General features: G+C 73.2%; 15 protein-coding genes and 1 pseudogene. 11 read left to right on the forward strand and 5 right to left on the reverse strand.

Features of this window, described 5'->3' with window-relative positions; genetic code table 11:
- Nucleotides 1-1,967: 1,967 nt before the first annotated feature.
- From C0R66_RS17125 to C0R66_RS17165, 9 genes and pseudogenes are all read left to right on the forward strand, one after another.
- A complete protein-coding gene (locus C0R66_RS17125) occupies nt 1,968-3,278 on the forward strand; it encodes a right-handed parallel beta-helix repeat-containing protein (RefSeq protein ID WP_101525717.1) in 1,311 nt (436 codons plus the stop codon).
- Nucleotides 3,278-4,012, forward strand: a complete 735-nt coding sequence (locus tag C0R66_RS17130) for a hypothetical protein (protein ID WP_101525718.1) — start codon at nt 3,278-3,280, stop codon at nt 4,010-4,012. The genes C0R66_RS17125 and C0R66_RS17130 overlap by 1 nt, the downstream gene beginning before the upstream one ends.
- Nucleotides 4,009-5,142, forward strand: a complete 1,134-nt coding sequence (locus tag C0R66_RS17135) for a Dyp-type peroxidase (RefSeq protein ID WP_101525719.1) — start codon at nt 4,009-4,011, stop codon at nt 5,140-5,142. The genes C0R66_RS17130 and C0R66_RS17135 overlap by 4 nt, the downstream gene beginning before the upstream one ends.
- Before the next feature lie 756 nt (nt 5,143-5,898).
- A pseudogene (locus tag C0R66_RS20345) lies at nt 5,899-6,024 on the forward strand (histidine kinase dimerization/phosphoacceptor domain-containing protein); the annotation flags it as partial.
- 553 nt (nt 6,025-6,577) lie between these two features.
- On the forward strand, nt 6,578-7,243 hold the full coding sequence (locus tag C0R66_RS17145; RefSeq protein ID WP_101525720.1) for a response regulator: 666 nt from the start codon (nt 6,578-6,580) through the stop codon (nt 7,241-7,243).
- 115 nt (nt 7,244-7,358) lie between these two features.
- Nucleotides 7,359-8,138, forward strand: coding sequence for an ABC transporter ATP-binding protein (locus C0R66_RS17150; RefSeq protein WP_101525721.1), 780 nt, complete (start codon nt 7,359-7,361; stop codon nt 8,136-8,138).
- A 5-nt stretch (nt 8,139-8,143) separates the two neighbouring features.
- Nucleotides 8,144-10,030, forward strand: a complete 1,887-nt coding sequence (locus C0R66_RS17155) for an FtsX-like permease family protein (RefSeq protein WP_101525722.1) — start codon at nt 8,144-8,146, stop codon at nt 10,028-10,030.
- A 28-nt stretch (nt 10,031-10,058) separates the two neighbouring features.
- Nucleotides 10,059-10,580, forward strand: coding sequence for a DUF4333 domain-containing protein (locus C0R66_RS17160; RefSeq protein ID WP_101525723.1), 522 nt, complete (start codon nt 10,059-10,061; stop codon nt 10,578-10,580).
- Between the two features lies 1 nt (nt 10,581).
- Nucleotides 10,582-11,112: a hypothetical protein gene (locus C0R66_RS17165; RefSeq protein ID WP_101525724.1), complete on the forward strand. Its 531-nt coding sequence runs from the start codon at nt 10,582-10,584 to the stop codon at nt 11,110-11,112.
- Nucleotides 11,113-11,125: 13 nt separating this feature from the next.
- Here the strand turns inward: C0R66_RS17165 and C0R66_RS17170 are convergent, their stop codons facing one another.
- Genes C0R66_RS17170 through C0R66_RS17180 form a run of 3 tightly spaced genes read right to left on the reverse strand, consistent with a single transcriptional unit; the run spans nt 11,126 to nt 13,330 of the window.
- Entirely contained in the window at nt 11,126-11,641 is a 516-nt protein-coding gene (locus tag C0R66_RS17170) for a hypothetical protein (protein ID WP_101525725.1), read from the reverse strand.
- A gap of 34 nt (nt 11,642-11,675) precedes the next feature.
- Complete coding sequence (locus C0R66_RS17175; protein WP_101525726.1) at nt 11,676-12,968, reverse strand: putative T7SS-secreted protein; 1,293 nt, start codon at nt 12,966-12,968, stop codon at nt 11,676-11,678.
- Nucleotides 12,965-13,330 (reverse strand): hypothetical protein, encoded by a 366-nt coding sequence (locus C0R66_RS17180; protein ID WP_101525727.1) that lies wholly within the window; start codon nt 13,328-13,330, stop codon nt 12,965-12,967. The genes C0R66_RS17175 and C0R66_RS17180 overlap by 4 nt, the downstream gene beginning before the upstream one ends.
- Before the next feature lie 142 nt (nt 13,331-13,472).
- On the opposite strand from C0R66_RS17180, the gene C0R66_RS17185 reads away from it, so the two are divergent.
- Nucleotides 13,473-14,165: an NAD-dependent deacylase gene (locus tag C0R66_RS17185; RefSeq protein ID WP_101525728.1), complete on the forward strand. Its 693-nt coding sequence runs from the start codon at nt 13,473-13,475 to the stop codon at nt 14,163-14,165.
- A 37-nt stretch (nt 14,166-14,202) separates the two neighbouring features.
- On the opposite strand, the gene C0R66_RS17190 is transcribed toward C0R66_RS17185, so the two are convergent.
- On the reverse strand, nt 14,203-15,993 hold the full coding sequence (locus C0R66_RS17190) for a sensor histidine kinase (protein ID WP_101525729.1): 1,791 nt from the start codon (nt 15,991-15,993) through the stop codon (nt 14,203-14,205).
- Between the two features lie 115 nt (nt 15,994-16,108).
- Here C0R66_RS17190 and C0R66_RS17195 point away from each other — a divergent pair, with 115 nt between their 5' ends.
- Nucleotides 16,109-17,254 (forward strand): acyl-CoA dehydrogenase family protein, encoded by a 1,146-nt coding sequence (locus tag C0R66_RS17195; RefSeq protein WP_101525730.1) that lies wholly within the window; start codon nt 16,109-16,111, stop codon nt 17,252-17,254.
- A 46-nt stretch (nt 17,255-17,300) separates the two neighbouring features.
- Here the strand turns inward: C0R66_RS17195 and C0R66_RS17200 are convergent, their stop codons facing one another.
- Nucleotides 17,301-19,034, reverse strand: a complete 1,734-nt coding sequence (locus C0R66_RS17200; protein WP_241901502.1) for a sensor histidine kinase — start codon at nt 19,032-19,034, stop codon at nt 17,301-17,303.
- Between the last annotated feature and the right edge of the window lie 60 nt (nt 19,035-19,094).

Genomic DNA, 19,094 nt, shown 5'->3' on the forward strand with positions numbered 1-19,094 from the left:
GCGACCTCCTGGAGCCCGGGGTAGGCAGCGACGCCACCCAGGGTGTTGTCCCAGTGGTTGACGCCCCGGCCGATGTCCTGCCGGTCGTTGTAGAACTCTCCCCCGCCAGGCCCCTCGTCGTTGCCCGGGTTGGCACCGGTCCGGGCGCCGACGACGGCGTTGTCCTCGAGCGTCCCATCGGGCGTCGCGATCAGGATGTCGCCACCCGAGACGGTCTCGAAGAAGCGGTCATCGGTGGTGCAGGGCGCGGCGCACCCGGGCGGCGGCTCGGACGCCCACTGCCGGTTGCCGCCCTGGACGCTGCTGCGGTCGACGAACCCGAGCGTCAGGTAGCCCTGGGCATCGAACGTGATGCTGCCGAGGATCGGCTGGGGATAGTTGTGGGTCCAGCCGTAGGAGGTGTTGAAGCCCACCGAGCCGTTGTCGCCGTCCCAGTACCAGCTGTCGGTCCAGGAGTTCCAGCGCCGAACCTGGTCGGGGATCGCGGTGGTAGGCGGAATCGGGTTGCCCCAGCCGGCGAGGTTGTTCCCCTTCTCGAAGTCGAGCGGGGCGGTGAGCGTGTTCGTCCACGCAGAGCCACCGGTCGCCGCGGTCGCCTCCGGCTGCGAGACGACGTACATGTTGCCCGTCGCGGGGACGCCCGGGTTCGCGCCGTCACCGTTGGTGTCGACGTAGCCGACGTAGACCCGGTCGCGGTTCACCGTCACGGCCCAGGGCCGCTGGTCGGCCGTCAGGCCCAGCGGGATCCGGGTGGCCGTCGTCGGGGTGGCGCCGTTCGTGATGTCGACGGCGTAGAGGTCCCGGTCGAAGAGGTTGACGAAGTACAGCGTCGTCCCGTCCTCGTTGATCGCGATGCCGCCGATACCGACCTTGCCGGCGTTGACGAACGCGTTCGCGTCCCGGACGAGTGCGTCGGGGTCCCCGAGACCGCGGTCGGCGCTGCTCGGCACCGTCCCCACGTCCACCCCGAGGGTGGTGACGTCCAGCCAGGGCGTCACCGAACCGGTGGCAGGGTCGTTGAGGGCGCCGCTGCCCGGGGCGAGGACGTCGGTGATCCGGTAGATGCCCCCGAGCCCGAGCGGACCGAGCTCGGAGATCCGCTTGTAGGACGCCGCAGCGTAGGCGGCATTCTGGGACCGGGCGAAGGCCACGCCCCAGACTGAGCCCACCTCGCCGTACGTCGCCAGGTCCACGCGGCCCGGGTAGTTCCCGGACGCCGGGTCGTTGGGCGGCACCACCCACGGGTTCGCCACGACGGCGGGCTGAGCGGCGGCCTCGGGCACGCTCCGCAGCCCGGCGTACTGGATGCCCGTCATGATCGGCGCGTTGTTGGCGGCGTAGTCCTCCGGCTCGAGCACGCCGAAGTCGACGCCCTCGGCGCCAGCGGCCGCGAACTGGACGCTCGTGCCGTTGTCGGGCCCGGCGAAGGAGGACTGGTAGTCCCCCGGAAGCTGTTCTGCCGTGCCACCGTTGGCGTCGGGGAACTCGATGCGCAGGGGTGTCCCGTCCGCGACGGACGAGGTGTTGATCGAGTAGCTGCCGTCGGCCGCGGTGGTGGCGGTGCCGACCACCCCGCCGCGCGGTCCGTACGCCGTCACCGTCAGTCCGCCGAAGCCGACGTCGGTCTGGACGCCGGTGGCCGGGTCGCCCGCGTCGCGGGTGCCGTCCCCGTCGAAGTCCTGGTAGACCACCCCCGAGACCGAGCCCGGGGCCGCGTACGACGGTGGCGCGGCGACGATCCCGACGACCACGACGCTCAACGCTGTCGCGCCCAGCATCAGGCTGAGACCCAGGTGGGAAAGCTTCTGGCACAGCCTCATGACGCCTCCGGTTGAACTCCGAGGGACGCCTCCTGACTGAAGAGCGCCCCGTAGTTCTTCCACCTCTATCACAGGGGTGACACGATTCACAGGGTCCTTAGTTTGGCCTTAAAACTGCCTTGTGGTAGTGGGCCTATACTCGGCGCCATGCCTATCGGGAGGGCCGCCGCGGCGGTCTTGGCGGTCGTGGCCTGCCTCGTCGCGGGCTGCTCGGACGACCCCGCCTCGCCGGAGGCCGACCCCTCGCTCGTGCGGGTCCCGCAGGACGCCGACTCCATCCAGGACGCCGTCGACCGGGTCGCGGCAGGTGGCCTGGTGCTCGTGGACGAGGGGGTCTACCGCGAGAGCGTCGTGGTCTCGACCGCCGACGTGACGCTACGAGGGGTGGACCGAGGAGGGACCGTCGTCAACGGCGAGGGCGAGCGCCCCTACGGTGTCGTCGGGATCGCCGACGGCCTCCGCGTGCAGAACCTCACGGTGCGCGACCACACCTTCTACGGGGTGCTGATCACCGGCGTCCACGACGGGGACGTGCCGAGCGCGAACAACGGAGACGACTACGCGGAGTTCGACCCCGACCGCTTCCCCCCGGTGCAGCGCTTCGCGATCGACCACGTCACCGCTCACAACAACGGGCTCTACGGCATCTACGCCTTCGACGCCCAGCACGGGGTGATCGCCGACTCCTACGCCTCCGGCTCGGCCGACAGCGGGATCTACGTCGGCCAGTGCCACGCGTGCGACATCCTGGTGACCGGAAACGTGGCCGAGCGCAACGCGGTCGGGTTCGAGAACGCCAACGCCTCCGGGCCGCTCGTGGTGACCGGAAACCGGTTCACCGGCAACCGCGTCGCCATGACGCTGCTCTCGAACTACCAGGAGGCGTTCCGCCCGCAGCGGGGCAACCAGGTCGTCGGCAACGTCATCGGAGACAGCGGCGCCGGAGACTCCCCCGCCCAGGCGGACGGCGGCTTCGGCACCGGCCTGGGCATCGCGGGCGGCGTCGGGAACGAGATCGCCCGCAACCGGATCGTCGGCAACCCCCGGGCGGGCGTCCTCCTGACGAACACCGAGGACCTGCCGGCGTCCGGCAACACCTTCACCGGCAACGTCTTCGCCGGAAACGGCACCGACATCGCGAACATCTCCGCGGTCCGTGCCCCGGCGACGGCGAACTGCGTGACCGGTCGGGTCACCACGGTGCCGGCGGCGCTCGCTCCGGCGCTGGGGTGCGGCACCGCCACGTCACAGCCCGCGGCGGCGCCGGGTGTCATCGCGCGGCGCGCGCGGGCTCCGCGGGGCATGAGCTTCCTCGACGTCACACACCCCGGTGAGCAGCCCGGTCTGCCCTCGGTCACGGGCGGGCTGGAACGGCTCCCCGACCGGGTGGTCATGCCGGACACCGCGCGGATCGGCGTACCCCCGGCGTCCCTGCTGTCCGGTCGAGGTGGGTCGTGATGCGCGCCCGCCGCTGGCTGGTCGTCCTGGCGCTCCTGGTGCTCGGCGCCGCCGGCTGCCGCGATGGTGCCGAGTCCACCGGCGACGCTTCGCGGGCCCCTGAGCCGAGACCGGTGACCGCCGGGGAGGCGCAGGTGCTGGCCACGACGATGTTCCGCAACTACGACGCGGGCAGCCGCTCGCTCCGGACCACGGTGCCGGTGGGCGAGCAGCGGGTCCGTCTCCAGGGGTGGGTCGACTACCGGACCCACACCGGCTACGCCCTGGCCACGGGGGCCGACTTCGCGCCGCAGCTGGTGCGGTGGAACCTCCGTCAGGTCGGGCTCACCCCGGCCCCCGCGGGCACCACAGACGCTCCGCTGCCGATGCCGAAGGTGGGCTGGCAGACCCGTCCGGTGGACACCGAGCGTTCGGTCCTCGACGCGGTGCTGGTCGTGATCGCCGGTCTCGCCCAGGACCGGCCGGAGAATCCGCTCCTCCTGGCCCAGAACGGCGCGCTGTGGCTCGGTGGGGACGAGCTGAACGGCGACGAGGTGACCGGGTACGCCGCCCCGCCGTCCGACGAGCAGGCGGAAGGGCCGGTCAACTCCGACGACTCGGGCCTCCGACTGTGGGTCGACGACACCGGGCTCGCCCACCGCGCCCAGGTCCGCACCGGCGACGACTGGGCGCAGGTGGACCTCGGTGACGCCGACGGGGTCTCGCTCCCCCGGCTGCCGGCGGTGCAGCGGTGAGTCCGGACCGGCGGCAGGTCCTCACCTCGGCGGCGGTGGTCACCGGCGGCGCTCTCGCCGCCTCGGCGATCGGACGGGCCGTGGACTGGGGCCGCTCGTCCGCGCCCCCCGGCCCGCGGTCCACCGAAGACACCCAGGACTCCACCCAGGACTCCACCCAGGACGACGGGCACCAGTCCGGGGTCCATCGCCCCGCCGACCCCCAGGCGTACGCGCTCCTGACGGTGCTCGACCTCGAGACGACGACCCGCGCGGAGCTCGGGGCGATGCTCCGCCGCCTCGGCGAGGGCATCGGCGCCGCCGTGCCGGCTGGGTCCGGCGACCTGACCGCGACCGTCGGCGTCGGTCCCCGGGTGGTGCGCGCCGCCGGGGGCTCGCTGCCGGGGAGCACGCCACTGCCGGGCTTCGCCGGGGACGACCGCATCCCCTCCTCGTACGTCGGCGGCGACCTCCTGCTCGCCGTGCACGGACCGGACGCAGCCGCCGTCGAGCGGGTCACCAACCGCCTCGTGTCCGCCACCCGCGGACGGGTGCGGTGGGCCCAGGCGGGCTCCCGCTCCAGCGCCGGGCACGGCCGTGCCCGCAACCCGCTGGGGTTCCTCGACGGAGTGGTGGTCCCCCGCACCGACGCCGAGCTGGCCGACGACGTCTGGATCCCCGAGGGGCCGGCCGCCGGCGGCACCATCTGCGTGGTGCGACGCCTGCGGCTGGACGTCGACGGGTTCCAGGCGTTGCCGGTGCGCCGCCAGGAGCGGGTCATCGGCCGCCGGCACTCCGACGGCGCCCCGCTGTCCGGAGGAGGCCCCTTGGACCAGGTCGACCTGTCGGCGAAGACGCCCGACGGGGAGTACGTCGTACCGCTGCACTCCCACGCCCGGGCGGCCCACCCGTCGTTCACCGGCAGCGGCCTGATGCTGCGGCGCAGCTACGGCTACCAGAACAGCGCGGAGGACCGCGGGCTGCTCTTCATCAGCTTCCAGCGCGAGCTCGCCACCTTCGTCCGCACCCAGCAGCGGCTCGACGAGGTCGACGAGCTGATGGGCTTCTCCAGCCCGACGGCCTCGGCCGCCTTCCTGGTCCTGCCGGGCTTCGACGACACGCGCCCCCTGGGCGCCACGCTCTTCGGCTGAGCGGAGCCCTGGCGACCGCCGGTCTGGCAGAACGCCGCCACGTGGCGCCGGGCAGCCTCAGGTCCGGGCATGATGTTCCCCGTGTGGGAGGCAGATCAGTCGCGAGCCGATGCCGGGCGGCTCCTGGTCGCCGGGCCGAGGCCGGTGACTCCGCACGTCCGCCCCAGCACCGTCGACCTGATGGTCGCCGGAGCCTGCGGCGCCCTCACGCTCGCCGGGCTGGCCGCCGCCCCCGCGCTCGCGTCCGTAGACCCCTCCACCGAGCTGGCGCTCCCCGCGCTGGGCGGCACCGGCTGGTGGCTGGGCGCCGTGACGCTGCTGGTCCAGGCCGCCGTCCTGCTGCTGCGCCGTACGGCGCCCCGGGCGGTGCTGCTGCTGGCCGCGGCGGCGGTGCCGGTGGCCGCCGCCTGCGGGCTGGGTGACGCGACGGGGCTGGCCACCCTGGCGGTCCTGGTCGCGGTCCTCACCCTGGGGCTGGCGCAGCCGGCCTCCCGCTCCTGGCCGGCCCTGCTGGGCGCCGGCGTGCTGGTCGCCGGCGGCATCACGACGAGCGCCCTGGACGCCGGCGAGCCCACCGGGGCCGCGCTCGGTGGCGGGCTGCTGCAGGGGCTCGGCACCATCGGCCTCCCCCTCGTGCTCGCGGTCGTCCTCACCGCCAGGCGCGAGACCCGGCTGGCCCGGGAGAGCCAGGCAGCCGCGGTCGCCCGGGAGCAGGACGCGCTGCTGGCCGCCGCCGTCGCCCGCGAGCGGACCGCCATGGCGCGGGAGCTGCACGACATCGCCGCGCACCATCTCTCGGGCATCGCGGTGATGACGGCCGCCATCGGGACCCAGATCGACTCCGACCCCGCAGCGGCCAAGGAAGGGGTAGCCCAGGTACGCCGGCAGAGCAAGGCGGTGCTCCAGGACCTGCGCCGCCTGGTGGGGCTGCTGCGCGAGCAGGACCCCTCCGGCGACGGGGCGCGGGTGCGGCCGGAGTCCCTGGCCGGCGTCGCCGCCCTGGTCGAGGACGCTGCGGCGGCCGGCCGCGAGGTGGGCCTGACCGTGCTGCCCGGAGCCGGTCCGCTCGGCGCCGGCGTCGGCCCGCTGGCCCAGCTCGCCGGCTACCGGATGGCGCAGGAGGCCCTGGCCAACGCGGCCCACCACGCTCCGGGTGCGGAGGTGGAGGTGGTCCTCGACGACCGCGACCCCACCATGGCCCGGCTCACCGTGCGCAACGGCCCGCCGCCGGCGCTGCCGGCCCCCGGGCTCCGCAGCGGCTTCGGGCTGCTGGGCATGCGCGAGCGGGCCGAGCTCACCGGGGCGCAGCTGGAGCACGGCCCCACTCCCGAGGGGGCTGGCAGGTGGTGCTGGGGATGCCGCGCGAGGGTGAGCTCGGGGCTGACCGTCCCGAACTGGACCGGGCCCCCCGGAGCAACCCCGAGAGGGAGGACCGATGATCCGAGTCGTCGTCGCCGACGACCAGCCGCTGGTGCGAGCCGGGCTCGGCACCCTGCTCGGCGCCGAGCCGGACATCACCGTCGTGGCGCTGGCCGCGGACGGCCGCGAGGCGGTCGAGGCCGCGCGCCGCCTGCGGCCCGACGTGGTCTGCATGGACGTCCGGATGCCCCACCAGGACGGCATCAGCGCCACCCGCGAGCTCTGCGGTCCCGGGGTCGAGGACCCGATACCGGTGCTGGTGCTCACCACCTTCGACATCGACGAGCACCTGTTCGGGGCGCTGGAGGCCGGCGCGTCGGGCTTCCTGCTCAAGGACGCCGAGCCCGAGGTGCTGGTCGCCGCGGTGCGCACCGTGGCCCGGGGCAACGGCACCCTGGACGACGCGCTCACCAAGCGGGTGCTCCGCGAGGTGGTGACCCGGCGCGAGACCCGGCCGGTGACCGCCGGGCGCGCCTCGGAGCTGCTCACCGCCCGGGAGCTGGACATCCTGCTGCTGCTGGCCCAGGGCATGTCCAACGACGAGATCGCCGCCGAGCTGTTCCTGGAGACCTCGACGGTGAAGTCGCACCTGGCCCGGATGATGCCGAAGATCGGCGTCCGCTCACGGCTCCAGGCCGCCGTCTGGGCCTACCAGAACAAGGTCGTGGCCATCCCCGACTGAGCGGCTTGCATCGAAGGATGCAACCTCCTTGGGTCATCCTTGCGGCGCTCGTGGCGCACCCCCGGTCGCTCCTAGCGTGGCTGACGTCCCAGCCGAGCCGCCCGAGGAGCCCGCCATGACCAGCCCCAGCACCCAGCCCGCCACCGCGCCGCCCCCGGCCGCGGCCACCGCCGGAGTCGCCGTACGCCTGGAGGAGGTGCACAAGCAGTACGGCGGCACGCCCGCGCCGGTGCCCGCGCTGCGCGGGATCTCCCTGACGCTGCCCACCGGATCCTTCACCGCCGTGATGGGCCCCTCGGGCTCGGGCAAGTCGACGCTGCTGAACTGTGCCGCCGGCCTCGACGTGCCCACCAGCGGCCGGGTCTGGGTGGGCGGTGCGGAGATCAGCACCCTGAGCCCCGACGCCCTGACCCGGTTCCGCCGTGAGCACGTGGGCTTCGTCTTCCAGGACTACAACCTGATCGCGCACCTCAGCGTCGCCGACAACGTGCGGCTGCCCGTCGTGCTGGCCGGCCGCGAGCCCGACCTCGCCTGGCAGGAGGAGCTGCTCGCCGAGATCGGCCTGACCGGCATGGAGGACCGCCGGCCCGGCGAGCTGTCCGGCGGGCAGGCCCAGCGGGTCGCCATCGCGCGGGCCCTGTTCTCCCGGCCCACCGTGGTCTTCGCCGACGAGCCGACCGGAGCCCTGGACTCGCGCACCGGCACCGCGGTGCTCACCCTCCTGCGCAAGACCGCGAGCCGGCTGCGCCAGACGGTGGTGGTGGTGACCCACGACGCCCGGGTGGCCGCCGCGTCCGAGCAGGTGCTGCTGCTGGCCGACGGCCGGCTGGTGGACCGGCTCGACGAGCCGACCGCCGAGCAGGTCACCGCCCGCATGCTCACCCTGGGCCGGTGAGGGCCATGTGGTCGCTGGCTCGTTCCGGCACGCGGGCCCACCTGGCCGCGATGACCGGCACCTTCGTCGTCCTGGCGCTCGCCGGAGCGCTCGTCGCCGGCACCGGCGTGCTGTTCGAGTCCGGTCTGCGCACCTCCGGCGACGCGGGGGAAGGCGGCCTGCTGGTCGCGCTGGCCAGCTCGTTCGCCGGGACCACCCTGGTCCTGGTGGTGCTCGTCGTCGCCGCCACCGTCTCCCTGGCGCTGCGCCAGCGCCAGCGCGACTTCGCGCTGCTGCGCGCGGTGGGCGCCACCCGGGCGCAGGTGCGCCGCCTGGTCGGTCTCGAGGTCGTCCTGGTGACTCTCGTCGCGGTGCCGACCGGAGCGATCCCCGGACTGTTCGCCGTACGCCGGCTGACCCCGCTGCTGCTGGAGGCACAGATGGTGCCGGCCGGGTTCACCATGGCCCGTTCGCCGCTGCCGGTGCTCGTCGCTGTGGCCTTCCTTCTCCCGGTCGCCCACCTCGCCGCCCGCCTGGCGAGCCGGGAGACGCTGCGCACCCCGCCGACCACGGCCGTGCGGCAGAGCGTGGTCGAGCCGGCCGGCATCGGCCCGGTACGCCGGATCTCGGCACTGGCGCTGGCGGTCTGCGGCCTGGTGGCGGCGTTCAGCCCGCTGGTGGTGCCGGGCACCATCGGCAGCGCCGCCGCAGCCACCTCGGCGTTCCTGCTGGTCGCCGCCGCAGCCCTGGCCGGACCGCTGCTGGTGGCATGGGTGCTCGGTGCCACCCACCGGGTGCCGGGCGGCCCCGCCACCACGCTGGCGCTGGCCAACACCCGCGGCTTCTCCCGCCGGCTGACGACCGCGGTGGTGCCGTTGGCACTGGTGCTCGCCGTCGGCACCGTGCAGACCACCGTCGACGACACGGTCGCCGAGGCCGCCACCCGGCAGCTGGCCGACGGCCTGCGCGCGGACCTGGTCGTCACCTCGCCGGGACTCGACGCCGCCGGGCTGGCCGAGCTGGCCGCCGTACCGGGGGTGGAGAGCGCGACCGCACTCGGCTCGGTGACCGCGCGGGTGCGCGTCGACGACGAGCTCGGCGGCATCGAGGCGCTCTCCTGGGAGGCCGCCCAGCTGCGGACGCTGCCGGCCGGAGGCGCGGGACGGGTCCTCGACCTCGACGTCGTCGAGGGCGACCTCGCCGCGCTGGACCGGCCCGACACGGTCGCGATCAGCCGGGATGCCTCCCTGGACACCGGCAAGGGCGTCGGCGAGACGCTCCTGATCCGCTGGCCCTCGGGGGTCGAGGCCCCCGCCGAGGTGGTGGCGGTCCACGACCGGGGCCTGGGCTTCGGCGGCTACCTGACCGGTCGGGCGACACCGGCCGCGCACGGGGCGGACGCCGCCCCGGACACCGTGCTGCTGACCACCAGCGGCCCGGGCGCCGAGCAGGCCGTGGCCGGGCTGGGGCTCACGGTGCGCGACGAGGCCGGCTACGTCGCGGCGGCGAGCGCCGGGGACGACGCCGGTCGTGCCCTCTCCACGGCGATGCTGCTCGCCCTGCTCCTGTTCGTGGGCATCGCGGCCGCCAACACCCTGGTGCTCACCACGGCCGGGCGACGCTCCGAGCTGACGCTGCTGCGGCGCACCGGCGCCACCAACGCCCAGCTGGTGGGGATGGCCGGGGTGGAGGCCCTGGTGGCGGGAGTCGCGGCCTGGGTCATCGCGGTGGCCGCGGTCGTCCCCTCCGTGCTCGGGGTGAGCTTCGGGCTGCTCGGTCCCAGCGTGCCGCCGATCGACCTGGTGACCCTCGGTGGCCTCACCCTGGTCGTGCTCCTCGTCCCGCTGCTGACGGTGGTCCCGGTCGTCGTCTCGGCCAACCGTCGGGCGGGCGCCGAGATGATCCGCGGATGAGCTCACCCGGTCTGATTGACTGCTCCCCATGCGAACCCACGGCTCCGGTCTCCGCCTCGGCTCCTCCCTCGGGACAGCCCTGCTCCTCGGCCTCCTCACCGCCTGCAGCAGCAGCGCCTCGGCGGTCGACGCCGACACGTTGGAGAAGCACGTGCAGGACAACGTCACCGGGGACGCCGGCGTCGAGCTCAGCGTCGACTGCCCCGAGGACCTCGAGGCCGAGGTCGACGCGACGGCCAGCTGCACGGTCGACGACGGCGAGGGACAGACCGGGGTCCGGTTCACCACCACCGAGGTGGACGGCGACGAGGTCTCCTACGAGACCGTGCCCTTCCTCGCGGCCGAGACCCTGGAGACCGCGCTGGCCGGCCAGCTGACGGAGCAGGGCTTCGAGGTGACCGACCTGACCTGCCCCGGCGAGCTCGACGGGGTCAAGGACGAGACCACCGAGTGCACCGCCACCTCCCAGGGCCAGGAGGGCTCCATCGGGGTGACCGTCACCGAGATCGACGGCCTGCGCATCGGCTTCTCCTGGAAGGCGCTGAGCTGAGATGAGCACCCCCGTCACCGACGAGTTCGTACGACGGGTCCGGGACGCCACCGAGGGCACGCCGTACGTCGTGACCCGCACCAGCAGTGGCTTCGACCTGTCCCTGGACGTGGCCGACGCGCAGTGGTTCGGCCTGTTCAACCGGGCCGGCCTGCGCAAGGTGTTCGTGCACCACGTCAAGGTCACCCCGGACACCTTCAGCATCACCGACGACTCCACCGAGATCCGCTGGGAGGCCGGGCACCCCAAGATCGCGGGGTCGGCCTCGCGCAGCATGGGCCGCAGCATCGAGTTCGGCCACGAGAAGATCTGGGCGATCCGCGACGACGGCACCGTGGGCCGGGTCGTGGACTACAAGTTCGACTCCGAGGAGGGGCGGGACCTGATCACGCTCATCGGCAAGGACCTGGGCCTGGCCTCCAAGGCGGGCGGCGCGGAGAAGATCGGCCTCTACGCCGCCCTCAGCGTCCCGGTGCTGATCGTGCTGGGGCTGCTGCTGGTGCTGGTGCTCTGGCTCACCGGTCAGATCTGACCCGTCGAGCAGGTCAGCTCGACTCGGGCGAGGAGTGCGAGCCGTCGGGCGCGACCGGCTTGACCGTGCTCATGAACGCCTGGAACTCACGCCCCACCACGTCGAACTGCTCCGCGGCGCAGGTGACGGTGTAGATCACCACCACCCGTCGGCTGGGATCCTTGACGTCGACCAGACCGGAGAGCACCTGTCCCTGGCGCAGCTCCCAACCGCGGCCGTCGATGGTGGCGGTGACGCCGAGCAGCTGCAGGATCGCCGGGGCCTCCTCGGAGCCGATCTCCTTGCGGTCCAGGAGCTCCACCTCGTCCGCCTGGGCGCGGGCCAGCTCGACGGACTCGTCGGCGATGGTCTCCAGGGTGATGTAGTCCAGGCGCCAGTCCCCGCTGATGCTCAGGATCGGCACGTAGTCCCCGGGGGCGTCGCGACGCACCGCCATGAAGGCGGCGTTGTCCACGCCCCACTCCTCGGGGCGCACCGGCTCCCAGCCCTCGGGGAGGCGGAACTCGACGGGGACGGGCAGCTTGCTCACAGGGTGGGCCTCTCTGGTGCGGGGTGGACGGTCATCACGGGAACCAGCCGCCGATGTGCTCGACGACGTCCTTGCCGGTCTCATAGATCTTGGGGAAGTCGAGCGTCACCTCGCCGCTGACCTTGCCGCCCACTCCCCAGGCGACGCCGCCGCTGCCGCCGATGGTGAACCGGCCGGAGTCGTAGCCGACGTTGACGTCGCCCCCGATCCCGGCACCGGCCCAGCCCTCGACCCCGACCTTGCCTCCGACGCCGCCCACGTCGAGCTCGCCGTCCACCCCGGCGCGGGCGCCGGCGAACAGCTCCCCGCTGGCGTGCGCGCCGTTGCGGCCGAACAGCGCCTTGCCCTCCGCCGAGGCAGCCACCTCGGCGTTGCCGGACACCTTGGCCTCCGCGGCGCCGTACTCGCCGCCGAACTCACCGTCCACACCGACCGCGGTGACCTTGCCGCTCAGGTCGACGCGCAGACCGTCGGAGTCGATGCCGGCCCCCGCCTTGCCCTCGGCAGCGAGGAACTTGAACGTGCCGTCGGCGTTCATCTTGGCGTCGCCCCAGTAGTCCTCCCAGCTGCCCTTGGAGCGGAAGAACCACGCGGCGCCGCCGGCCTCGCCGAAGTTGAGCGAGAAGTCGTCCCAGTTGCGTCCCGGAGCGCCCTCGCGCGGGTCGCTGCCGAACGCCTCGGACAGCGGGCCCCAGTTGAACGAGGGTCCCTTGGCCTCGCCCTCGGCGCCGAACCAGCCACTCTCGGACTCGGTGCGGGAGCCGTCCTCCTTGCCCAGCTTGGTGGTGGCGCTCTGGCCCGCCTGGTCCAGCTCGCTGCGCGCGGTCTCGAGCAGCTCCTCGGCCTCCTTGCGCAGCGCCGCCCCGGGGTCGCCGGGACCGGCGCCGGGGTGCGGCGGCATCTCGTCCAGGGGGCGCCCCTCGGCCACCGCGGCGTTCCAGGTCTGCCGGGTCTTCTCCCACGAGTCGTACGCCTCGATGCGCTTGGTCTCGCCCTGCTCCCACTTGGCGAGCGCTTCGGCGGCCTTGCCCTGGGCGGTCTCGAGCTGGCCGGCGTAGGTCTCCAGTGCCTTGGCGGAGGTGTCCAGGAGCTTGAGGTAGAGCTTCCAGCGCTCCCGCTCCTCCTCGTGGGAGGACTCGTAGGAGGTGGCGGCGAGGCCGGTCCAGCCGGGGACCCGCGCGGCGCTGAAGCTGTCGAAGGCCCCGTCGGTCTTGGTGTGCAGCCCGGTGAGGGTGGTGACGACGGCGCGCACGGCGCTGACGTCACCGGGCACCAGCTCGCGGTGGTCGGAGGTCTCGCCCAGCTCCTTGGAGGCGGGGGCCGTCACGGGGCCACCGCTCGCGGGCCGCTCGCGGGGGCGCCGGAGGGACCGGGCAGCTCCAGGCCGGGTCGGCCGAACAGGTCCTTGCTCGGGTCGAACCTGGTGACGACCCCCTGCTCGCCTGCCTCCAGGTCGTCCGCGGTCTCGCCCAGGTCGCCGGCCATCGTGGTGGCCGCGCTGCTGAGCTGGGTGTTGGCGTCGCGGCAGTAGTCGAGGATGGTGCCGGTCCACTGCGCGAGCTCGACGTGGCCGAACGTCGCGCCGTCCACCCCTTCGCCACTCACGTACAGGCAGGCCAGGGGCTCCGCGGCGGAGTGCAGCTTCTTCGCGGCGCCGCGCAGCTCCTCGGGCACGACCTCGAGTGTCATCGCTTCTCCGTCCGACGTGGCAGTTGCACGTCTCTCCTATCCCCCGCCAGCACCTGTTGAAACCCCGGCAGCGGCCGGCCCGGCCACTGGGGAAGATCTATCACGCCCCGGGCGTCGTGCCGGCGTCGGAGATACTGGCGGCATGAAGGTCGTGATCCTGACCGGTGCCGGCATCTCCGCGGAGAGCGGGGTGCCCACCTTCCGCGACGCCGACGGCCTCTGGGAGGGCCACGACGTGATGCAGGTGGCCACCCCCGAGGGCTTCGAGGCGGATCCGGCGCTGGTGCAGCGCTTCTACGACCTGCGGCGCGCCCACCTGTCCCGGGTGGAGCCGAACGCGGCGCACCTGGCGCTGGGCCGGTTGGCCGAGCACCTGGGCGACGACCTGGTCGTGGTCACCCAGAACGTCGACGACCTGCACGAGCGCGGCGGCGTGGAGCACGTGCTGCACATGCACGGCGAGCTCAACTCGGCGCTGTGCCGGGCCTGCCTGGCCCGCTTCCCGTGGTACGACGACCTCGCGCCAGAGCCGCCCTGCCCGCGGTGCGGCGCCCACCTGCTGCGGCCCGACGTGGTCTGGTTCGGCGAGATGCCGCTGCACATGGACGAGACCCTGGAGGCGCTGGAGCAGGCCGACGTCTTCGCGGCCATCGGCACCTCTGGGATGGTGCAGCCGGCGGCGAGCTTCGTGCACTTCGCCCGCGCCAACGGCGCTCACACCATCGAGCTGAACCTGGAGCCCACCCCGGGCACCGAGGACTTCGAGGAGTCCCGGCTGGGCCGGGCCGGCGACCTGGTGCCGCAGTGGGTCTCGGAGCTGGTCGCCGTCGCCTGACCGGCACCCACGCCGGCACCGGCACCGGCACCGGCGATCAGCCGGCCGGCAGCCAGACCCGGAACGTGGTGCCCTCCCCGAGGGCGGACTCCACCTCGATGCGGCCGCCGTGGCCCACGACGATGCGCCGCACGATCGCCAGCCCGAGCCCGGTGCCGGGCCGGGTCAGGGCGCGGGTGTTGGTGGAGCGGAAGAACTCGGTGAACAGCCGTTCCTGGTCCTCCTCGGAGATCCCCAGGCCCTCGTCGGAGACCCAGAACAGCACCTCCTCGTCGAGGCGCTCCGCTCCCACCCGGACCGTGGACCTGGCGTCGGAGTACTTCACCGCGTTGCCCACCAGGTTGTCCACCACGCGCCTCAGGTCGTCGGGGTCGCCGAGCACGGTGACCTTGTCGGCGACCCCGGCGAGCTCCAGCGCCACGTCCGCCTGCGCGCTGACCACCGAGGTGAGCTCGGCGCTCTCCCGGACCAGGGCGGCCAGGTCGACCGGAACCCGGTCCGGCCCCTGGTCCGGCCCGCCCAGGCGACTGAGCGTGAGCAGGTGGTCGGCCAGGGTCTCCAGGCGTGCGGCACCCTTGCCCATGGCCGCCAGCGAGGCCCGGACCTCCGGCGGCGCCGAGGGCCAGGCCTCCAGCATCTCCAGGTGGCCCACGATCACCCCGATGGGGTTCTTCAGCTCGTGCAGCACTGTCTCGATCAGCTCGGTCCGGTAGCTGTCGAGACGGCGCAGCTCGACGTTGAGCTGCTGTTCCTTCTCGAAGGCGCGCGCGTCGAGCACCGCCTGGCCCAGGTCGTGGCCCACCTCGAGGGCGGCCGCGCTCTCGCTGTCGGTCCAGCGCACCTCATCGTCGCCCCGGACGATCACCAGGGCGCCCAGCAGCCGGCCCGAGCCGGTGACCGGCACGACGATGATGCTGCGCACCCCCTGCTCCTGGGCGGCTCCGGCGAGCACCGCCGCGTGGCGCACCTCGAGCCGCTCGCCGCCCCACACCTCCTCGCGCTCGGCGATGACCACATGGCCCTCGGTCCAGGCGAGGCGGGCGGCGGCCGCGATCGCCGCGTCCAGATCCTCGCTGCCGTGGCCCGCGGCGTGGCCGCGCTCCTCCCGCTCGGCGGGACCGAAGACGTGGATGTGCAGGTCCACGGCCCGGAACGCGCTCTTCAGCTCGCCCTGGGCCACCTCGAGCAGCTGCTCGAGCCCGTCGTGGTTGCTGGCCGAGCGGATCACCTTGCGCGCGGCACCGCCGAGCCTGAACCGCTGGGAGAAGGACTCGCGCTCCACCGTGGTGACCACGGCGCGGAACGCGAGCTGGAGCTCGTCCGAGAGCGCCAGCAGTCCCTCGGGCCGCAACCGCATTCCCGAGAACGGCTCATCGAGGTAGAGCACCGCACGCAGCTCTCCGTCACCGTCTCGCAGCCGGGCCGCGAGGACGTCCTCGGCACGCCAGGCGTCCCGGTCGTCGGCGGCGGCCTGGAGCCGGGGCACGTACCCGTGCCTGCGGATCCGGGCCAGCGCCTCCTGCGTCAGCCACTCCGCGGCCACGAAGGTGAAGGCCCCGAAGTCCGCCCCGCAGTTGAAGACCGGGGTCATCGCCCCCACCGGCGACCCGCGTCCGAGCAGGCGCTCGCGGCCGGGCCTGGTGCCGTGGATGGCCACGAACTCCAGCATCGCGTCGCTGCGGAGCACCTCGATGGCGCAGACCGCGAAGCCGGCGCGCGTGGCGACGTCCTCGGCGATCTGCTGCAGGGCGTCGCGGTCCGAGGGGTCTCCCCACGAGGTCGCGCGCGGAGGCAGGAACGCACCGTCCTGCGCCTCGACCGTCCCCATGACCCCTGCTCTCTTCCCCGTGCGTCAAGCGATGACACCACGGCCCCGCGCGCCCTGGGAAGCCGTCGCCGAGATCTTTGCCAAGCGCTCTGGACCGGGTATTACTCTTCGGTACATGACGCGCGAGATCTATGACGAGGACCACGAAGCATTCCGGGCATCCGTGAAGGAGTTCCTCGACCGCCAGGTCGTGCCCCGCATGGAGGAGTACGCCGGCAACCACGGGCTGGACCGTGAGTTCTGGCTGGAGGCGGGCAAGCAGGGCTTCCTCGGCCTCGAGGTCCCCGAGCAGTACGGAGGCTCCGAGGCCGGCGACTACCGGTTCAACGCGGTGCTCACCGAGGAGCTGGCCAAGGTCAACATGACCCTGCCCTCCTGCGTCGGGATCCACGCCGACATCGTGGCGCCGTACCTGGTGCACCTGACCAACGAGGAGCAGAAGGAGCGGTGGCTGCCGCGCTTCTGCAGCGGCGAGCTGCTCACCGCCATCGGCATGACCGAGCCCGGCGGCGGCTCGGACCTGGCCAACCTCAAGACCACGGCCGTCCGCGACGGCGACGACTGGATCATCAACGGCTCCAAGACCTTCATCACCAACGGCGGCAGCGCGAACCTCGTGGTGGTCGCGGCGCGCACCAGCCCCGAGAAGAAGGCCAAGGGCATCTCGCTCTTCGGCGTCGACACCTCGCTGCCGGGCTTCTCGGTGGGCCGGGTGCTGGACAAGGTCGGCCAGGACGAGTCCGACACCGCCGAGCTCTCCTTCGAGGACGTCCGGGTCAGCAACGCCGACCTGATCGGGCCCCTGGACACCGGCTTCATCTCGATGATGCAGTTCCTCCCCCAGGAGCGCCTCGGCTCGGCCGTGACCAACCTGGCCCACGCGGCACAGATCCTCGCTGAGACCATCCAGTACGCGAAGGACCGCAAGGCCTTCGGCCAGCCGATCGGCAGCTTCCAGCACAACCAGTTCCTGCTGGCCGAGCTGGTCACCCAGGTCGAGGTCACCCAGGCGTTCGTCGACCAGTGCGTCATCAAGCACACCAAGGGCCAGCTGACCCCGGTCGACGCGGCCAAGGCGAAGTGGTGGACCTCGCAGGTGCAGAACGAGGTGCTCGACCACTGCGTGCAGCTGCACGGCGGCTACGGGTACATGAACGAGTACCGCGTGGCCCGTGCCTGGCGCGACGCCCGGGTCTCCAAGATCTGGGCCGGCTCCAACGAGATCATGAAGATGCTGATCGGGCGCGACCTGGGTCTCTGACTCCCACTCGGGGTCGCTGCGACCCGTGGCGCGCCGGGTCGCCCGGCTACCCGGCGGTGGACGACAGCGAGACGCTGCGCCCCGTCGGGTGGTCGCTCTCTCCCGGTGAGGGCTCGGTGGACGCGGGCAGGGAGAACCGGAAGGTGGCCCCGGAGCCGTCGCTCTCGGCCCAGATGCGTCCACCGTGCCGCTCCACGATGCGGCGGCTGATGGGGAGGCCCAAGCCGGTGCCGCCCAGCTGCCGGCTGTCGTCCATGTCGACCTGGTGGAACCGATCGAAGATCGCCTCCAGCTCGGTGGCCGGGATGCCGCGGCCCCGGTCCCGCACCTCGACCAGCACCGTGTCGTCCTCCCGGGCCACGGTGACCTCGACGGCGGTGCCGGGCGGGGAGAACTTCAGGGCGTTGCTGAGCAGGTTGACCAGCACCTGCACCACCCGGTCGGCGTCGCACCAGGCCCGCTCCTGCGTGGCCCGGCAGCGCAGCTCGACCTGCTGGCGCACGGCCAGCGAGGCCAGCGAGTCGGCCGCGTCCGCGACCAGGTCCGCCAGCCGGTGGGAGGCGGGCGCGAAGCTGAAGGTGCCGCTCTCCAGGCGCTCGAGGTCGATGATGTCGTCGACCAGGCGGGAGAGCCGCTCGCTGCCGCGACTGGCCACGGCGAGCATCGGGCGGGCGCTCGGGGGCAGCTCGCCGGCGTCGCCGTCGTGCAGCATCTCCAGGGAGCCGCGGATGGCGGCCAGCGGGGTGCGCAGCTCGTGGCTGACCGCGGTCACGAACTCGTGCTTCATCGCGTCGAGCCTTCGGTAGGCCAGGGTCAGCTCCTCCAGCTCCCAGGTGCGCTCCGCGACCCGGTCCTCCAGCTGCCCGCGCAGCCGCCAGCCGTCCCGAGTCTGGGCGACCTGCCGGATGCCGATAGCGACGATCGTGATCACTCCGAAGATCGTGGACGCGGTGTCGCGGGGCGCCAGCACGGTGCCCGCGACCAGCGCCCCGAGCGCGGCCAGGTCCGGCAGCAGCGGGGAGACGACGCCGGACAGGTGCCGGCGCAGCTGACGCCGGGGGGTGGGCGAGGTCGCGGCGAACGCGGCCGCGACGGCGATCGCCAACGGCGCCAGGGTGTAGGCGAGATCGACGAGGGTCCAGTCCTTCGCGCCCCCGCTCACCGTCATCAGGGCGTAGCCGTTGTCGGCGGCGGCGAAGACCGCGAACGCCAGGCCGATCAGCACGATGTCTGGTCGGCTCGGGCCGGCGCTGCGCAGCAGCAGCAGCAGGGCGATGGACGAGGCCAGCCCGGAGCCCAGCGGGTAGGCAGCGAGCATGATCGCCTCGTTGAGGCTGATCGCCGAGGCGAAGACCGGGCGCAGCACCAGGGCGTGGGTGACGTAGACGACCGCCAGCCCGAGCACCATCGCGTCCAGCACCATGGAGCGCCACATCCCGCGCTCGGTGTGCAGCACCGGGTAGACCAGCAGCCCGATCGTCCCGGGGACGAACGCGAGGAGGGAGATCGTGTTCGCCACCTGGAGCGCGGTCGACCCCTCGGCGGCTCCGGGAGCACTGGTCAGGCCGTCGGCCACGCCGTACATCATCAGGTAGACGGCGATGAGGGTCCACGCCGCTCGCATCCGTCCCTGGTTGCGCCGGGCCGCGTCGAGGCTGAACACCGCGGTCAGGCCGGCCGTCAGGGCGCCGAGGGACCCGCCCCCGCCCGGGCCGAGGGGCTGCCAGCCACTCACGGTGCCCGCACCGGCGAGGACCGCGACGAGGACGAGCAGGTTCAACCGCAGGACAAGAGGGCGCGACAGCGCCGAGAGTCCCCCAAGCCTCATCACACACACGCT

The organism is Nocardioides houyundeii (assembly GCF_002865585.1).
In the GTDB taxonomy this organism is placed as follows: Bacteria; Actinomycetota; Actinomycetes; order Propionibacteriales; family Nocardioidaceae; genus Nocardioides; species Nocardioides houyundeii.

Excerpts from the sequence above, each read along its gene's own strand:
- C0R66_RS17195 (WP_101525730.1), top strand. The coding sequence starts at position 16,109 with ATGACGCGCGAGATCTATGACGAGGACCACGAAGCATTCCGGGCATCC.
- C0R66_RS17190 (WP_101525729.1), bottom strand. The coding sequence starts at position 15,993 with ATGGGGACGGTCGAGGCGCAGGACGGTGCGTTCCTGCCTCCGCGCGCG.
- C0R66_RS17165 (WP_101525724.1), top strand. The coding sequence starts at position 10,582 with ATGAGCACCCCCGTCACCGACGAGTTCGTACGACGGGTCCGGGACGCC.
- C0R66_RS17125 (WP_101525717.1), top strand. The coding sequence starts at position 1,968 with ATGCCTATCGGGAGGGCCGCCGCGGCGGTCTTGGCGGTCGTGGCCTGC.
- C0R66_RS17185 (WP_101525728.1), top strand. The coding sequence starts at position 13,473 with ATGAAGGTCGTGATCCTGACCGGTGCCGGCATCTCCGCGGAGAGCGGG.
- C0R66_RS17155 (WP_101525722.1), top strand. The coding sequence starts at position 8,144 with ATGTGGTCGCTGGCTCGTTCCGGCACGCGGGCCCACCTGGCCGCGATG.
- C0R66_RS17180 (WP_101525727.1), bottom strand. The coding sequence starts at position 13,330 with ATGACACTCGAGGTCGTGCCCGAGGAGCTGCGCGGCGCCGCGAAGAAG.
- C0R66_RS17160 (WP_101525723.1), top strand. The coding sequence starts at position 10,059 with ATGCGAACCCACGGCTCCGGTCTCCGCCTCGGCTCCTCCCTCGGGACA.
- C0R66_RS17130 (WP_101525718.1), top strand. The coding sequence starts at position 3,278 with ATGCGCGCCCGCCGCTGGCTGGTCGTCCTGGCGCTCCTGGTGCTCGGC.
- C0R66_RS17150 (WP_101525721.1), top strand. The coding sequence starts at position 7,359 with ATGACCAGCCCCAGCACCCAGCCCGCCACCGCGCCGCCCCCGGCCGCG.
- C0R66_RS17145 (WP_101525720.1), top strand. The coding sequence starts at position 6,578 with ATGATCCGAGTCGTCGTCGCCGACGACCAGCCGCTGGTGCGAGCCGGG.